This is a genomic window from Pantoea sp. RIT413 (assembly GCF_003057675.2).
In the GTDB taxonomy this organism is placed as follows: Bacteria; Pseudomonadota; Gammaproteobacteria; order Enterobacterales; family Enterobacteriaceae; genus Pantoea; species Pantoea eucrina.
On record NZ_QBJB02000012.1, the window covers coordinates 26,906 to 43,544 of the forward strand.

Here is a 16,639-nt window from a genome sequence, read left to right on the forward strand (position 1 = left end):
CCTTAACATTTAATCGCAGCCTGCTGCCGAAACATTCTCATGTTCACGGCTAACGCCTGCAGTACCACGAATAATCTGTCACTCTGCGTGATAAAAATGATTATACTGGATGTAATAATATGCAGCGGCAGCGCTCAGCATGAGCAAGAGGTATATTGATAACGTTGTTAAACGCCGGCCAGCAGCCATGCTGACGCTGGATCAGAAAAAGGCGGCTGTCATTTTTTGCCGCCGTCGCTTTTTGGTTTATTAACGGCGCTGAGATAGCGGCAAAAAAACCGTTCTGCACGGCAGACCAAAATGGAAATCACGCAGTATGGAAAAAATTCACATCGGCAAAAACGTTATTTTTGCGCCCGATACCCGGGTGCTTGCCAACACTGAGAACAGAAAAACCATTGCGATTGGCGTATCGCCGGCAAACTGCCTGAAAGGTCTGCTGCAGGCAGAGGGGCGCGTACTTTCGCAGGATACGCTGATCGATATCGGCTGGCGTCAGGCGGGTATCGAGGTGACTATCAGCAGCGTGCGCGTGGCGATGAATCAGCTGCGCCGCGCCTTTGCACATCTGCAGGTGGAAAAAGAGCTGGTGATCATCACCGTTCCGCGTGAAGGTTACCGGCTGGTGGTCACCCATCCGCACAGCGACTCTCCCCTGCTGGCGGAAATCTCACGCCCTGCCGATCTCTCCGCGCAGGAAGATGCAGAGCATGACGCCCTGCTCTCGGCGCAACCTGATACCCCCGAGGTACCGGCGTCTGCCGGCTGGAAGCGGTTTGCGGTCGTGGCGGTTATCGCTCTGGCGCTGGGTTGCGCGCTGGCGTGGGGCATTAAAGAGGCGCTGCTGCCGGAACCCGTACCCATCAGCTACCAGCCGGTAAACAGCGCAACTGCCGGAGCCGGTCCGGAGTTGCATATTTTTGCCGTTCAGTCGCCGCGCGTTACCGATGAGCTGGTGCGCAAAACGGTGCGTTTCTGGCGCGAATATCCTGACGCAGCAGGAAAGGAGACGTTTCTCTATGTGCACGGCGGCAACGATGCGTTTCATTACGGCTTATTTGCCTGTGCCAGACCGATTGAGGAGAACAGCAGTGGATGCAAATCGTTTGTTTTTAAGACCAACTAAATGGCTGATCGCAACCGGCGTTATCGCCTTTGCTCTTCCGCTGCTGGTGCTGTTCGCGACCCTGCGCAGCCAGCCGCTGCTGGCGGGTGAATGCGCGGCGCCGTTTACCTTTGTGGAGTATTTTCATAACGGTGAAAAAACGGTGGCCAGCGGGGAGTACACGCTCTATACCGGCACCGGCAAACCTAACCGCACAACCTATACCGGCGCCATCATCTATTACGATGCGCAGGGGGAGAAAAAACGCATTGTGCGCGTTAACCGCGAAATTGCCTGGGATGTCTCATTTCGCCACGATCAGATCATCAGCAAAATCACCAATAATGGCCGCCGGATGGGCGATAACAGCAGTGACGCGGAAGTGATGCAGTATATTTTCCCTAACTACCGCCCGGATGAAACCATTCACGCCACGCTGTTCCAGCTCGGCGGATCGGTGCTGGCGACCGGTCCCCACAACGTGCCGCGCATCCTGTGTGAGGAAAAGTAGCTGCCTCCACTCTCCGGAGTCGGCAGTGATGCGGCGGTACGCTGCCGCATCGCACTATTGTGGAGATGGACTTTGGTAATGCTCCGCAAGCTCCAGCAGTCTGTCGGATAAACTGTCCGGGATATCAGCCAGAGGAATTCCGGCTATCTTTTCTAAATCCCCGACCAGCTGCTCTGCGGTCTGAGCTGCATCTGCCGGTTTAGCGACATGGCTAATCGAATGCTTAAAACGCGATCTCGGGAAAGACGTCAACGTGCGGTCAAAACCCATCGAGGAGAAGTGAAAACCCGGAACGACGGGTTTGTTGTCAATAATATTCGCTATCCTGTCGAGCCAGTTGCTGCCCGGACCGATTTTCCTGATCAGAAACCATACGACTGCGATAGCTCCGAATAGCTTCCCTGATTCATTTTCAGTGACGTTTAACAGATTGAAGTAACCATTTTTCAGCAGCCTGAACGCGCGCGGATTGGGTCGATTACAGAACCTTGAGTGGTGCGCACAGCGGTTGCGCAATCCGTTAATGTTAATTAACCAGTTATCCAGAACGTCGCGTTTATCAATGCCAACCCGCTGGCATATCAGATCGCGGTAATCATCTTTCAGCATACTGTAAAACTTCGAGAGCAGGCCAAAGTCCCATGCTTCCACAGCCACCCAGACAGGAATGGGCTTACAGTTAGCAAAATGCGAGGTAATGCTATCGTCTTTACACTCTTTGAGAAGTTTTTGATGACGGACAGTCCATTCATCAAAATTTGGACCCTTCTTTAAGTTATTGAACGCATTAGCAGAGAATAAGGTTTTATTTTCATAAGCCAGCGGATTTATCCGGCCCATTTCATGGGCAATAATAGTCCGGAAATAAATTTCTATACGCTCAATTGCGCTCATAAACTCATGGCGGAGCGCTTTATCGAACAGATAAAATTTAAAGACAGATTCAAAATGCGTATTTGGCTGAAACTGGTTGTTGTAGCTGATTTGACGTTCTGTATAAGTGTAAGTTCTTGAAGTGTGCCAGTATCCTGACAGCCGGTAATAGCCAACCTGTGCAAGTTTCCTTTCACAGCGTTTACGGTCAGACACATTCATGCCGCGATCAATCAGCTGCTGCATCAGGGCGGGATATTCAAGAAACTCTTTTACCTCAGGGGGGACGCTGTGAAGCGGAGTCTGGCTTTCCATAGCAACTCTGTAAATAGCAGGCAAAAAAAAGGCCAAACCGTCACTGCAGTAACTGCAACAGGAGGGGGTTTAGCGCTGTTGCAGAGTATTATAGTGGCGCAAAAACCTATGTCAATCTTAAACCTTCAGGGCCGGGCCAGCACAAATGTCTCACCGTGGCTGATTTTACGACATAAAAAAGCCGACTCCGCTGTTGCGGAACCGGCTCTGCCTGCAAGGTTAATCAGAAGCGGTAGCTGACGCCCAGCGTGGCCGCGGTGTCTGACCAGCCTTTGTCGCCCACCTGCTGGCCGATGGTGCCTTTCACGCCGAAGCCGCCGCCCAGCGCCCCATCGACGCCGACGCGCACTTCACCGATGTTCCGGCTGCCGCTCTGCGTTACCGCCACGTCGTCCATGCGCACGCCCCAGGCTTTCGTATTGTGGATCCAGTTTGCCTCAGCGAAACTGGTAAACGTCCGTCCGGTCTGGCTGTCCGCCGCCGCGTGACTCTTCATAAACGCCTTCACGCCGACGCTGCTGCTCACATTATCCTGCCCGCTGCCCTGTACCAGGGTGCCGTTGTGCTCCGTGTGGTCATCGGCTTTGATGCCCGACCAGCCGGCCCGCGCCTGAGGCTGCAGGAAGAACGCCTTACGCTCGCCTTCGCCCAGCGGGATAACGTAGCCGGTGGAGAACGATGCGCTCAGCCCTTTTGATTTATAGGACTCGCCCGCCTCATCCTCACCGTCAACACTATTGTTGAACCAGCTGTATTGCAGCGTGCTGTCCGCCCACAGGCCTTTTTCGTCGGTCCCTTCTGCAAACCAGGTACCGTACACGCCGGTGGTGTAGCCGTTTATCTGCCCTTTCGCCCGATAGCCGGTGATATCTGACCGCGTATTGCTTTTGCTGTTGCCGTAGCCCGCCATCACGCCGAGGCGTGCCTTATCGGTGGCCATAACGTCGCCGCCCAGCATCGTGACAACGCTGTTGGCGCGGGTAGAGAGCTGGCCGCCGCCCGCATTGAGCCGGTTGTGGTCACCGGATACGCGCAGCCACAGGGAGGTGTATTGCTCTTTGCCGGTGAGCGGATCAAGATAGCGGGTGCCCTGACGATCGCGCATGCGCGTGTCGAACAGCGTGGACGCCGCCGCCAGGTTCGCCGCGTAGGCGCCGCCCTCAGGACGCAGCACTGTCACGCCTCCGCCGTTGCCCGGATTGCCGCCATTACCCGGATTACTGCCATCACCCGGATTACCGCCGCCAGGGTTTCCGCCGTCGCCCGGATTTTCACTGCCATCGCCGCCGATAATCGGCAGGCCGGTCTCTTCGTCGATACGGTTAGTGAGATACCAGTTACGGTTGCCGCGTATCAGCCGGTAGTCATAGGCGCCCGCCACGATGCGGCCATCCTGCCGGAACGCGTTGCTGTCCGCGCTGCCCTGCACCTCAATCAGCTCAATGCCGTTCAGCGTCGCGGCGCCCCTGCCACCCAGGTTAGTTACCCGCACATTTGTGGTGCCCGAGACGTCGCCGGTTACCACGAAGCGATCCGTGACGGAGGCATCTCCGTCGAGCGCGGTACCCAGAATCAGGGTACCGTTGTTGCCTGTATAGTTGCCGTCCACGGTCAGCACCGCCCCCGCCGTTTTACCGGCCAGGTTCAGGGTGCCGCCGTTGACGATGTCGCCGGTGCGCTGGCTGAAGCCGTTCAGGTCCAGCGTGCCGCCGGGGGTCAGGGTGTAGGCGGAGCCCGCGCTGAAGACGTTGTCCGCCCCGGCGCGCAGCACGCCGCCGCTGAGGCGGGTGTCGCCGCGATAGTCGTTCTGCGCCAGCAGGGTGGTGATGCCGGAAAAGACGTTAACGTCGCCGTCGCCGGTGATGCGCGGCGCAAAGCGCAGGTCGCTGCTGCTATGCGCAAAGTTGACCACAGCACGCGAACTGACCACAGCACGCGAAGTGGCACCGGAGGCCAGCGTCACCGTGTCGCTCTCCACCGTGCCGCCGCTGCCGGACAGGGTCAGCGTGGAGTCCGTGCCGGTGCTGCCAGCCTGGAGCAGAATGGAGTCCGCGGCCAGCGTGGCGCCATCCTGTACTGCCAGGGTATTGGTGCTGGTGAGCTGCCCGGCGACCTCCAGACGTGTATCTTCATCGCGAAAAAGTACAGTGCCACCGTTGGTCAGGCTGCCCGCGCGTACGATCGCGCCGTTTCCTGCTATGAGGTTATTGTCGTTGGTTAATCCGTTTGTGACCGTCAGCGCCGTGCCGCGGCCATTTGCCTGTACGATGCCGCCGCCGCGGTTAGTCAGGCTGTCCGCCACGATTTTACCGCCGGTTCTGAGGTCTGCCACGCCGCTGCTGATAAGCTCGCCCGCCACCGTCAGCAGCGAGCCCGCGCCGGTGACGCTGAGGCGAGAGGTAAAGTCATTCAACAGTATGCTGCCGGCACTGACCGTAGCGCCCGGTGCGCCGTTAGTGGTGAGGATATTAAGCCCAGCCTGGTTGCCGCCGCTGCCGCTGAGCGTCAGCGCTCCGCCAATCTCTGCCCGGCCACCATCTGTCACCTGAAGCAGGCCGTTCTGCGCGCTGCCCGAACTGAGCTGCAGGTTATTCTGTACATTCAGCTGCGCGCCGTTGTCACTTACCTGCACCGTCCCGCCATTAACAATAGCGCTCTGGTTCAGTTCTGCGATCGCACGATCGCGAATTATCAAAGAGGCATTCTCATCAATGGTCAGACTGTCAGGCCCGGGAGCAGTCAAACGTGCGCCCGATTCCAGCAGGGTGCTACTGCCGGATGCCAGGAAAAAAATAGCAAAACCACCTTTATGATTAAGCTTTGCGCCATCGCTGACAATCAGGTTGCCATAGTTGGCGATTGAGCTTACATCAACAATAGAGCTCCCCCCGATGAAAGGGCTCGCTCCTGAGATCGTAGTAGTGCCATAACTGCCTATACCAAGTCCGGAAGCACTAATGCTCGCGCCATCCGTAACGTTCAGGGTACCGCTATAAGTTTCTCCTACATTAACGCTTCCACCATACCCCCTCCAGCTACCCGCCCCCTGTGCGGGCGGCGGCGGACCAACAAAAACGGTGTCACCGCTGTAGGTGATCGCGGCATATGCCGACTGGCCCAGCGCGAGAGCAAAAGTGATGGAAAGTGAAAGGGTGGTTTTTTGCAATGATCTCATGGATGTCCCCGACGCGGCGCGCGCATCTGTTAACTGAAATAGTGTGCACGGTCTGCCGGAAATATTTCTGGCAGAGATGCAAATAAGGACACCAGTCCGCGATAAATGATCAGTGGCATTCTCAGGGAGCGGGAATGAAGAGTGAAATAATCTTATATTTGAAAAAAATTATTACACGCTAAGCAGAAAGCGTCAAACTACTGAGAAATATATTCAATTGTATGTAATATGGAGTTAATGATATTAATCACGCCGTTTATCTTCTGACAAATAACCGTCTCATTCCGGCTGCGGGGCAGGCATAAAAAAAGCCGGCTCCGCTGTACGGAACCGGCTCTCTGTTATGCGCTAATTAAAAGCGGTAGCTGACGCCCAGCGTGGCCGCGGTGTCTGACCAGCCCTTCGCACCCGTCTGCTGGCCTACCGCTACCGACACGCCGAACCCGTTGCTGAAGCTGCCCTCGACGCCCGCGCGCACCTCGCCCGCGTTGCGCCCGCCCTGCTGCGACACCCGCACGCCGTCCATCTCCGCCGCGTAGTCTCTGGTGTTGTGGATCCAGTTGGCCTCCACGAAGCCGGTAAATTCCTGTCCGGCGCGGCCCGGTAACGTATTGCCTTTAACCAGCGTCTTCACGCCGACGCTGCTGCGCACGTTGCCCTGCCCGCTGCTGTGCACCCGCGTGCCGTTCGCCTCGGTGTGGTCGTCCGCCCGCACCCCGGACCACGCCGCCCGCGCCTGCGGCTGCAGGAACACCCGCGTCCGCTCCCCTTCGCCCAGCGGTATCACGTAGCCCGCCTCCAGCGACGCCGTCAGCCCCGCTGACTTATAGGACTCTCCCGCCTGGCCCTCACCGCTCACGCTGTTGTCAAAGCGCCCGTACTGCAGCGTCCCGTCCGCCCACAGGCCCCGCTCACCGGTGCCCGCCGCCTGCCAGCTGCCGTAGATGCCCGCGCCGTAGCCCTGCACCTCGCCCCGCGCCCGGTAGCCCGTCAGCGACGAGGCGCTCCGGCTGCGGCTGGTGCCGTAGCCCGCCATCACCCCCAGCCGGGCGGTCTCCGTCACCCGCAGGTCGCTGCCCAGCTGCGTCACCGCGCTGTTTGACCGCGTCTTCAGCTGCCCGTTCCCCGCACTCAGCCGCCCGTGGCTGCCGCCGGTGCGCAGCCACAGCGAGGTATAGCGCGCCTCGCCCGTCTGCGGGTCGGTGTACCGCGTGCCCTGGCGATCCTCGCGCCGGGTGTCAAACAGCCGCGACGCCGCCGCCAGGTTCGCCGCGTAGGCCGCCCCTTCCGGACGCAGCACCATCATGCCACCGCCGTTGCCTGGGTTACCACCGTTGCCGGGATTACCGCCATCCCCCGGATTGCCGCCGCCCGGGTTTTCACCGCCGCCATTGCCCGGATCTTTACCGTCGTCATCGCCGATGATCGGCAGGCCGGTCTCCTCGTCGATACGGTTAGTGAGATACCAGTTCCGGTCGCCGCGTATCAGCCGGTAGTCATAGGCACCCGCCACGATGCGGCCATCCTGCCGGAACGCGTTGCTGTCCGCGCTGCCCTGCACCTCAATCAGCTCGATGCCGTTCAGCGTCGCGGCGCCCCTGCCGCCCAGGTTATTCACCCGCACATTTGTGGTGCCCGAGACGTCGCCGGTTACCACCAAGCGATCCGTGGCGGAGGCGTCCCCCTCCAGCGCGGTGCCCATAATCAGGGTGCCGTCGTTGCCGGTGTAGTTGCCGTCCACGGTCAGCACCGCGCCCGCCGTTTTGCCCGCCAGGTTCAGGGTGCCGCCGTTGACGATGTCGCCGGTGCGCTGGCTGAAGCCGTTAAGGTCCAGCGTGCCGCCAGTTGTAAGGGTATAGGTGGAGGCGGCGCTGAAGACGTTGTCCGCCCCGGCGCGCAGCACGCCGCCGCTGAGACTGGTGTCACCGCGGTAGTCGCTCTGCGCCAGCAGGGTAGTGATGCCGGAGGAGACGTTGACGTCACCGTCGCCGGTGATGCGCGGCGCAAAGCGCAGGTCGCTGCTGCTGTGCGCAAAGTTCACCGAGGCGCGCGAAGAGGCGTTCGAGGCCAGCGTCACCGCGTCGCTTAACACCGTGCCGCCGCTGCCGGCCAGGGTCAGCGTGGAGTCTGTACCTGTGCTGCCGGCCCGGAGCAGAATGGAGTCCGCGGCCAGCGTGGCGCCGTCCTCCACCCTCAGGGTGTTGGTGCTGGTAAGCTGCCCGGCGACCTCCATACGTGTATCTTCATCGTGAAGATGTACAGTACTACTATTGGTCAGGCTGCCCGCGCGTACGATCGCGCCGTTACTTAATAAAAGGTTATTGTCGTTGATTAATCCGTTTGTAACCGTCAGCGCCGTGCCGCGGCCATCCGCCAGTAAAATACCACCGCTGCGGTTGGTCAGCGTATCCGCCACAATTTTACCGCTGGCAGTAAGCGCCACCCAGCCACTGCTGATCAAATCGCCCGCCACGGTCAGCAGCGATCCTGCGCCGCTGACGTAAAGGCGCGTGTCGATGTTGTCCAGCAGCACGCTGCCGGCGCTGACCGTGGCGCCGGGTGCGCCGTTAGCAATGCGGATATCAAGTGAAGCGTGGTTACCACTGCCGCTGAGTGTCAGCATCCGGCCGATATCTACCTGCCCGCCATTTTCCACCGTCAGCGAAGCGCCCTGGTTTGCGTTGCCCGTGATCGTTAAATCCGTACCGGTTTCGAGCCGCGAACCGGTGCCGGTGACCCTGATGCTGCCCCGGTCAATAGCAGTACCATTTTTGATCTCAGCTACTGCCCCGCCGCGGATATCCAGATTGCCCTGGTAGATGTGGAGTCCGTCATCAACACCTTGGGCGCTGTCCACCTGCAGCCGCGCGCCGGAAGTAAGCAAAGCATGCGCATCTGGGCGTAGCTGGAACAATTTTGTAGCGTGAAACAGAGCATTGCCGCTAATGATTAGACCGCCAGCGCCCATGTTCAAAATATAGGCAGTTTCAGCCAGCACCTGAGTGCCTGCTCCAGAGACGGTGACGTTAGAGGTACCAACTGAAACATTAGGATCATCCCCTACGCGAAATTGACGAACCCGTAATGACGCGCCGTCAATTACCTCCAATCTGCCATTATCGTTTAAAACATTAGGCATATGAACGCCCTGCAAGCTACCGCCAACGTTACCAGAGTGATAACCATCGTCCCAGGAAGCAGCACCCTGAACCGGGTCTGGTGAAAACGGACTAGTAAAGTAGGTACTTCCGCTATAGTAAATCCCCGCCCAGGCCGAACTGCCGAGCGTTAACGCCAGCGTGATGGAGAGTGAAAGGGTGGTTTTTTGCAGTGGTCTCATACATTTCCCCGGCGCGGCACGCGCATCTGTTAACTGAAATAGTGTGCGCGGCCTGCCGGAGTGCAGCCTGCCGGAAACGTCTCCGGCTGAGGTGAAAAATGTGACAGCAGCCCGCGATAAACAACTGGCGGCATTCTCAGGCAGCGGGAACGAGGAGTGAAATAATCTTATATTAAAAAGGGTTATTACACGCCGGGCGGAAAGCGTTAAGCCGCCGCAAAAACGCATATAACCCAATGTAAAATAAAGTTAATAATATTAACCCTGCCAGTTACACACGCCTTTTTTCGTCCGCTGGCGTTAATGTTTACAGGTAGAGATTACTGACGGCGTTAAGCGTTTTAACCCGCTGCGCGGCGTTTCAGGACAGGAGGTTACCCGCCGGCGATTGGTGGTCTCAGCTGCTCGATAGGCAGGGGAGCAGCGCAGCGCGCAGAGATGCGGCTGTATAAGAGCCAATAAAACAGCGGCGGGCAGATCGCGGGCAGCGCAGGAAACGGACTGGTTGAGCGCCGCATCACCGCAATCTGCCGGGGGTAACATCTGACGTGCGCGAGAGGCATAAAAAAAGCCGGCTCCGCTGTACGGAACCGGCCCTCTGTTACCCGTTAATTAAAAGCGGTAGCTGACGCCCAGCGTGGCCGCGGTGTCTGACCAGCCTTTGTCGCCCATCTGCTGCCCGACCGCCAGTGATACGCCAAACCCGTTGCCGAGCTTGCCCTCAACCCCCGCGCGCAGCTCGCCCGCGTTGCGGCTACCCTGCTGCGACACCCGCACGCCGTCCATCTCCGCCGCGTAGTCTTTAGTGTTGTGGATCCAGTTGGCCTCCACGAAGCTGGTAAACTCGCGTCCGGTGTGGTCATCCATCGCCGCGTGGCTCTTCATAAAGGTCTTCACGCCGACGCTGCTGCGCACGTTATCCTGCCCGCTGCTGTGCACCCGCGTGCCGTTCGCCTCGGTGTGGTCGTCCGCCCGCACCCCGGACCACGCCGCCCGCGCCTGCGGCTGCAGGAACACCCGCGTCCGCTCCCCTTCGCCCAGCGGAATGACGTAGCCCGCCTCCAGCGACGCCGTCAGCCCCGCTGATTTATAGGACTCTCCCGCCTGGCCCTCACCGCTCACGCTGTTGTCAAAGCGCCCGTACTGCAGCGTCCCGTCCGCCCACAGCCCGCGCTCGTCCGTGCCCGCCGCCTGCCAGCTGCCGTAGATACCCGCGCCGTAGCCCTGCACCTCCCCCCGCGCCCGGTAGCCCGTCAGCGACGAGGCGCTCCGGCTGCGGCTGGTGCCGTAGCCCGCCATCACCCCCAGCCGGGTGGTCTCCGTCACCCGCAGGTCGCTGCCCAGCTGCGTCACCGCGCTGTTTGAACGCGTCTTCAGCTGCCCGTCGCCCGCGCTCAGCCGCCCGTGGCTGCCGCCGGTGCGCAGCCACAGCGAGGTATAGCGCGCCCCGCCCGTCTGCGGGTCGGTGTACCAGGTGCCCTGCCGGTCGCTCATGCGCGTGTCGAACAGCGTGGACGCCGCCGCCAGGTTCGCCGCGTAGGCCGCGCCTTCCGGGCGCAGCGTCAGGCGCCCTTTGCCCGGCGTGCCGGTACCGCCGCCCGCGCCGTTATCACCGCCCTCGCCGCCTTCGCCACCGCCGGAGCCGCCTTCGCCCGCGCCCTCCTCCCGGCTATCATCGATAATGGGCAGCCAGTGCTCCAGATCGTCAAACGAGGTGATCTTCCACGCCTTGCCGTCGCGGTAGAGGCGATAGTCGTAAGCGCCCGCCACGATGCGGTTCTCCTGAATAAAGTTGCCGTCCGACTGTCCCTGCACCTCCACCAGCGTGATGCCGTTCAGCGTCTCCGCGCCGCGCCCGCCGAGGTTGCTCACGCGCAGGAAGGTGTCGCCCGCGGTGTCGCCCGTCACCACCATCCGGTCGGTTGGCGAGCCGTCGGCGCCGAGACGGGTGCCGAAGTGGATCAGCCCGCCGCTGCCGGTGTAGTTGCCGTCCACGGTCAGCACCGCGCCCGCCGTTTTGCCCGCCAGGTTCAGGGTGCCGCCGTTGACGATGTCGCCGGTGCGCTGGCTGAAGCCGTTCAGGTCCAGCGTGCCGCCGGTGGTGAGGGTATATGCGGAGGCGGCGCTGAAGACGTTGTCCGCCCCGGCGCGCAGCACGCCGCCGCTGAGGCGGGTGTCGCCGCGGTAGTCGTTCTGCGCCAGCAGGGTAGTGATACCGGAGGAGACGTTGACGTCGCCGTCGCCGGTGATGCGCGGCGCAAAGCGCAGGTCGGTATTTGCGTGCATAAAGTCAACTGAGGCGCGTGAGTAGGCGCCTGAGGCCAGCGCCACCGCATCGGTCTCTATCGTGCCGCCGCGACCGGCCAGGGTCAGCGTCGAGTCCAGCCCGGTATTGCCGCCCTGGATTAGCAGCACGTCCGCGGCCAGGATGGCGCCGTTCTGCACCAGCAGACTGTCGCTGCTGGTGAGCTGCCCGGTGACGTCCAGGCGAGTATCCTCTCCGGAGAGGTTTACGCGGGCGTTATTGGTCAGGCTGGCGGCGCGCACGGCGGCGCCATCGGTGACCTGCAGGATATTGTCGTTGATTAAGGCGCTGGTGACCGCCAGCGCCGTGCCGCGGCCGTCCGCCAGCAGAATGGCGCCCCCGCGGTTTGTCAGGCTGTCCGTCACGATCTTACCGCCGGCGCTGAGCGCCGTCACGCCGCTGCTGACAAGACTGCCCGCTACCGTCAGCAGCGAGCCTGCGCCAGAGACGTTAAGGCGCGTGTCGCTGTTGTCCAGCAGCACGCTGCCGGCGCTGACCGTGGCGTCAGCCGCGCCGTCGCTGGTGCGGGCAATATCCACAATTGCGAGGTTGCCGCCGCTGCCGCTCAGGGTCAGCGCCCCGCCAATCTCCGCCCGGCCGCCGTCCGCCACCTGCAGCTGTCCGTTCTGCGCGCTGCCGCTGGTGAGCTCGAGGTTATTCTGGACTTTTAACTGAGCGCCATTGTCACTTACCTGCACCGCGCCGCCGCTGATGATGGCACGGCTAAGGTCCGCTATCGCGCGGTCGTGAATAACCAGTGAAGCGTTTTCCCGAATATGGATAGCTAACAAATTATTAGATGTTAATTGCGCACCCGACGTTAGCAGTGTGTTGCTGCCGGACTCCAGTGAACTAGTAAAAAATTCAAGCTGCGCGCCATCGCTGACAACCAGACTGCCATAGTTGGATAAACTCGACACAGTGATAACAGATCCTGATCCGGTGACTGTAGTAGTGCCGTAATTACCTGTTGTGAGTGAATTAGCCGCAATTTTTGCACCATTCGTAACCTGCAGAGTACCGTTACGTGTTTCTCCTACGTAAATCTCTCCAGCTTGTCCATACCCATCCCAGCTGCCCGCACCCTGTGCAGGAGGCGGCGGACCGGTAAAAATGGTATCGCCGGTGTAGTTGATGCCGGCCGAGGCGGTCTGGCCGAGGGTAAGCACCAGGGTAATGGCGAGCGAGAGCGATTTTTTTTTCAGTGGTTTCATAGTCTGTCCCGGCGCAGCGCGCGCAGCTGTTAACGAAAGTGAGTGCGCGGCCTGCCAGGGTATATGCTGCCGGAGGGGTCCGGCGGCGTCAGCGCAATAAGAGCAGTCCGCAATAACTGACGGACGGCATTCTCAGACAGCCGGAACGAGGAGTGAAATAATCTTATATTAAAAAGGGTTATTAACCGGTGACCGTGCATGCCGGACAGATGTGAAGCGCTTATTTATCCCGCTGAATTTTCAAGTTAATAATATTAAACAGGGGGTATTTTGATGTCACATAAAGGCTGTTCAGATACGCCCTTACTTACGCGAACTGCGGCGAAAGATAATTAACTTTTTACAGATGTGAGGCTGTTTCTGACGCCAGCAAACTGCACTGCTGCAAATAACAGGTAAAAAGCCCGACCGGCAATAAACCGGTCGGGCTGCACGATTACACTCTGGCTTCAGTTCAGCGCGGCTTTTGGCTTTCCGCTGGCTCTTGCGAACTGTCCGATACGACGGGAGAATCTTCCTGCGCTTCCAGGCTGGCAAAATATTCCGGCAGGTTTATGCAGCGGTTACTGGGGGGTTTACGTGCACCTGAATCTGTATCTTTATGTTCAAAACGTGGCGTCGGGGGCTGCTCAGGTACTGACTTTTTGACATCTTCAGGCGTGTGATACCCATCCTCAATGTCAAAATCGCTGTCTGCCGGCAGTGATAATGTTGCATCAGGCTTCAGCCTTTTGACGGACAAAGACGATGCCTCACTTTCCTGTAGCAGCTGCTTTTTTGCTTTATCATTGAGCGCCTGCAACATCTCTGGCTTTTCAGGCACTGATTCCTGCGATGCCGGCCTGGCAGGCGTTTCGGCAGAGTTAGAGGCGTTATTTACCGGCACCGGTGAGGCTGCAGACGGTTTGCGCAGCATAATGTCAAAAGGATCGTTACAAATAGAAAGACGTGGGTTTATTTTGTTATCCATAATAATAACTCCGTGTTAACGCTGAGAAAAAGTTAGCTTGCTGACACACAACCGTGGCAGGTATCAAACCGCAAAGATAAAGTTATAACTGGCCCTGAAATTATGCGATCCACTAATTCATCAGCCAAAGAGTTTTTTCCAAAAATCAACTTTATGCACAAATATTAACGCTGGGATAATTCTGATGGCGTTAACTCAGCGCCATTAATCTTCCAATTAAAGGAAAATAATATTTCGATATCAAAAAACGCTCATATTTAAATAAATTTTGCAGAGTGTGATGTGCCTGATGGCACAACGGCATTGCGTAGGGCTATGCTGAGCGGGCTCGTTTATTAAGCCGATAATGTCTGACAGCGAGGTAAGCAGCATGAAAATACAGCAGGCTTCAGCAATCAGCTACGCCACCTTAACCGCGTACGGTGAAAACCCCCTTAGAGAAGCTACCGCTCCGCATTCAATCATTGAAATGATCGTTAACTTCTTCACGGGCGGCGTACGGCGAGCCAACGAGCGGTTCTATCAGCAGTTTTATGATGGGATGAGCCACTATTGCGCCTCGCTCGATCCTGACAATCTCTCCAGCGAGCCGTTTGATTTTTCGTTTCAGACGGACCACTACCGTATAGAGATCAGCAGAACACAGCGCGGCCACATTGCGCCACTTGTCTGGCGTGCACGGATTAATGTTATCGCGCTGAAAGATGGTTCGCCGCTAAGTACAGAGATATCTGATGTCGCATTTATCAGGGCATGCGAGGTGCTTTCAGTAAGAGCGCAGCACAGTAATATTTGCCAGTATGCGCCAGTGTTCACCGAATCAGGCCTGAAGAATTTTGAAAATCTGTGTATGAAAGCGTTGACGCTAAGCGGAAATGCTTACTCATACGCCAGCTTTAATGGTTCGGTTTTCGACTGGCTGACGCTGAAAAACATGTATATTGAAGCGACCACGTTTGACGATATACAGGTGAGTGAAACCCTGCTGATTGAGAACGTAACTACAATGGGGCTATCGTTTCGTAATGCCAGGGTAAGCAATCTGGAATTAACGCACAGTGAATTCCATTGCTGCAACCTTGATGGGCTTGACATCAAGCGGGGATCGTTTTTCTCCTCACATCTTATCGGTTGCTACGGCACGCGACCCCGCTTGCGGGCTATTTCCGCTGATGAGACCAGACTGCAAAGCTGCTCACTGATTGAGCCTGAATTCAGTAGTCCTTACGGACTGCGCGAGCGTTTCCAGGATTCTTTTATCTACAAAGCTTACTACACAGGCTTTAACGGAGTCAGATTTCCAATAGAGAATAATGTGCTGATCAAAGCCAGCTGATGCGCTGATGCGCTCCGCTCAATCCACAGAAGCAGGGCCGCCTGAGCGGCCCTGATTTATGAGGTTTGTGCTATGGGTTTCAGGAAAAGACCAGCCTTTTAGCCAAGACAGGGTGAAAATTTTAAAACTCATAGATTTATTATGACTTAAAAATAGAAATCACTCTATTTTTTATCAGCAAGAATTTTGTCAAGATCTATGCGCTCAGGAACATATGTTTTGATAAAAGTTTCTTTGTTATCCAAATGATATCTCAAAGCTTTCAGGATATTGCTGTAGTCATTGTAGTGAGAGGAAACCACTTTTTTTAATCTATTTCTCCCTTCAATTTTTTCTTCGGGAAAGAATTTCCCATGCACTTCGTCCAAGGCTTCATTTATAATTTCCTTTTTAACATTGTAAGCACTACATTTCTGGAGATCACGTAGCTTTTTCTTGATTTTTTCACAATTTTTTTGCGAATATTCTTTATCGTATTTTTTATCTTTTAAATCAATTTCCGCTAATCTTAATGAAATGTTATTGGCCAAAAATCGGTAGGCCGTATCTCTTGGGTATTTTTTTATAATTTCGCCGCCTGTTCCTTTTTCTGGTTCATACAGCTCTTCTACTTTTTCCTTCGCCACAAGATAATTATATACTGGTTTCTTTTCTTTTCTTATTTCAGAAGAAGTTTTAAATGGATAATCGTAATTTTCATAAAAAACACATTTTGGAAAATCATATTTAATATAAACATTGCTTTTAATAAATATTGCATTGTTTGACTCATTTATTTTTTTATTGTTCTTATCAAAAACTCGAGAAGAATTACCTGGTTTACAGCCGCTAATACTATGACTTTTATCTGTATTGCGTTCTGAGGATGTCAGACAATTTACATTGGGCTGGCTAGCACGAATTTTTTCACTTTCCGCTAAATATGACATGTTTTACTCCTGCTTTTTATTATTGTCTTTTTGACCGTCGCAGAGACAACATACGGGACCGGGTTTAGTCTGGTGTTGTTAATATCTGTTAAAAATTGTGCAGCTGAGAATAGCGTCTACCCAATCAGGGAAACACGGGCCGCGTGGCACCTCCTCATTGCAAACAGCTCCTTTAAAGGCAAAACCATAGCAATATCGTTGCCACACTTCTTGCTAAAAGCGCTGATTTTGTCAGAGGGCGATGTGCGAGTTTTTGCCGGCAGAATGAAGTGAGCCGCGCCGGGATCCCGGCGTGCTAAAGCGCGATCGTAAGGCAGCCACACAACTGCAGGGCAGCGGTGCTGACAACTGACAGAGCCGCAATAACCACTATAGCGAGTAGCAACCACGCAAAAGAGGAGTAACCGTTGTAGCGAGCAGTCGGGGATGAGATGAAATAGCGGGGCTGGCCAATAGCATACCAGGATGAGAGGCCAGGCCCCCTGCTCCGCCCTGCGGTGAGCGGCGCCCGCCTCGCTGACTAACAGCAACCACTATACAGAGCAGCTTTCTCTCTATAGTGGTTG

The 16,639-nt window shown here is 56.8% G+C and carries 9 protein-coding genes; 3 read left to right on the top strand and 6 right to left on the bottom strand.

Features of this window, described 5'->3' with window-relative positions:
• Positions 1-316: 316 nt before the first annotated feature.
• Positions 317-1,126: a winged helix-turn-helix domain-containing protein gene (locus DBY66_RS14120; protein WP_108570263.1), complete on the top strand. Its 810-nt coding sequence runs from the start codon at positions 317-319 to the stop codon at positions 1,124-1,126.
• Entirely contained in the window at positions 1,092-1,616 is a 525-nt protein-coding gene (locus DBY66_RS14125) for a hypothetical protein (protein ID WP_146745181.1), read from the top strand. Before DBY66_RS14120 ends, DBY66_RS14125 begins: the two co-directional genes overlap by 35 nt.
• A 54-nt stretch (positions 1,617-1,670) precedes the next feature.
• On the opposite strand, the gene DBY66_RS14130 is transcribed toward DBY66_RS14125, so the two are convergent.
• The 5 genes from DBY66_RS14130 to DBY66_RS14150 all read right to left on the bottom strand — a co-directional run bounded on the left by DBY66_RS14130 (position 1,671) and on the right by DBY66_RS14150 (position 13,808).
• Positions 1,671-2,804 (bottom strand): Abi family protein, encoded by a 1,134-nt coding sequence (locus DBY66_RS14130; protein ID WP_108570261.1) that lies wholly within the window; start codon positions 2,802-2,804, stop codon positions 1,671-1,673.
• A 223-nt stretch (positions 2,805-3,027) separates the two neighbouring features.
• Positions 3,028-5,979: an autotransporter outer membrane beta-barrel domain-containing protein gene (locus DBY66_RS14135; protein ID WP_108570260.1), complete on the bottom strand. Its 2,952-nt coding sequence runs from the start codon at positions 5,977-5,979 to the stop codon at positions 3,028-3,030.
• A 352-nt stretch (positions 5,980-6,331) separates the two neighbouring features.
• Entirely contained in the window at positions 6,332-8,836 is a 2,505-nt protein-coding gene (locus DBY66_RS14140) for an autotransporter outer membrane beta-barrel domain-containing protein (RefSeq protein ID WP_158531835.1), read from the bottom strand.
• 1,095 nt (positions 8,837-9,931) lie between these two features.
• Positions 9,932-12,838, bottom strand: a complete 2,907-nt coding sequence (locus DBY66_RS14145; protein WP_108570258.1) for an autotransporter outer membrane beta-barrel domain-containing protein — start codon at positions 12,836-12,838, stop codon at positions 9,932-9,934.
• A 454-nt stretch (positions 12,839-13,292) separates the two neighbouring features.
• Positions 13,293-13,808, bottom strand: a complete 516-nt coding sequence (locus tag DBY66_RS14150) for a hypothetical protein (protein WP_108570257.1) — start codon at positions 13,806-13,808, stop codon at positions 13,293-13,295.
• A 370-nt stretch (positions 13,809-14,178) separates the two neighbouring features.
• On the opposite strand from DBY66_RS14150, the gene DBY66_RS14155 reads away from it, so the two are divergent.
• A complete protein-coding gene (locus DBY66_RS14155) occupies positions 14,179-15,144 on the top strand; it encodes a hypothetical protein (RefSeq protein ID WP_146745182.1) in 966 nt (321 codons plus the stop codon).
• Positions 15,145-15,308: 164 nt separating this feature from the next.
• Here the strand turns inward: DBY66_RS14155 and DBY66_RS14160 are convergent, their stop codons facing one another.
• The gene (locus tag DBY66_RS14160; RefSeq protein ID WP_108570255.1) at positions 15,309-16,073 is read right to left on the bottom strand and encodes a hypothetical protein; all 765 of its coding nucleotides are present in this window, start codon (positions 16,071-16,073) and stop codon (positions 15,309-15,311) included.
• Between the last annotated feature and the right edge of the window lie 566 nt (positions 16,074-16,639).

Bases quoted from the DNA above. Each gene is read 5' to 3' on its own strand.
- DBY66_RS14120 (WP_108570263.1), top strand. From the start codon at position 317: ATGGAAAAAATTCACATCGGCAAAAACGTTATTTTTGCGCCCGATACC.
- DBY66_RS14130 (WP_108570261.1), bottom strand. From the start codon at position 2,804: ATGGAAAGCCAGACTCCGCTTCACAGCGTCCCCCCTGAGGTAAAAGAG.
- DBY66_RS14135 (WP_108570260.1), bottom strand. From the start codon at position 5,979: ATGAGATCATTGCAAAAAACCACCCTTTCACTTTCCATCACTTTTGCT.
- DBY66_RS14145 (WP_108570258.1), bottom strand. From the start codon at position 12,838: ATGAAACCACTGAAAAAAAAATCGCTCTCGCTCGCCATTACCCTGGTG.
- DBY66_RS14150 (WP_108570257.1), bottom strand. From the start codon at position 13,808: ATGGATAACAAAATAAACCCACGTCTTTCTATTTGTAACGATCCTTTT.
- DBY66_RS14155 (WP_146745182.1), top strand. From the start codon at position 14,179: ATGAAAATACAGCAGGCTTCAGCAATCAGCTACGCCACCTTAACCGCG.
- DBY66_RS14160 (WP_108570255.1), bottom strand. From the start codon at position 16,073: ATGTCATATTTAGCGGAAAGTGAAAAAATTCGTGCTAGCCAGCCCAAT.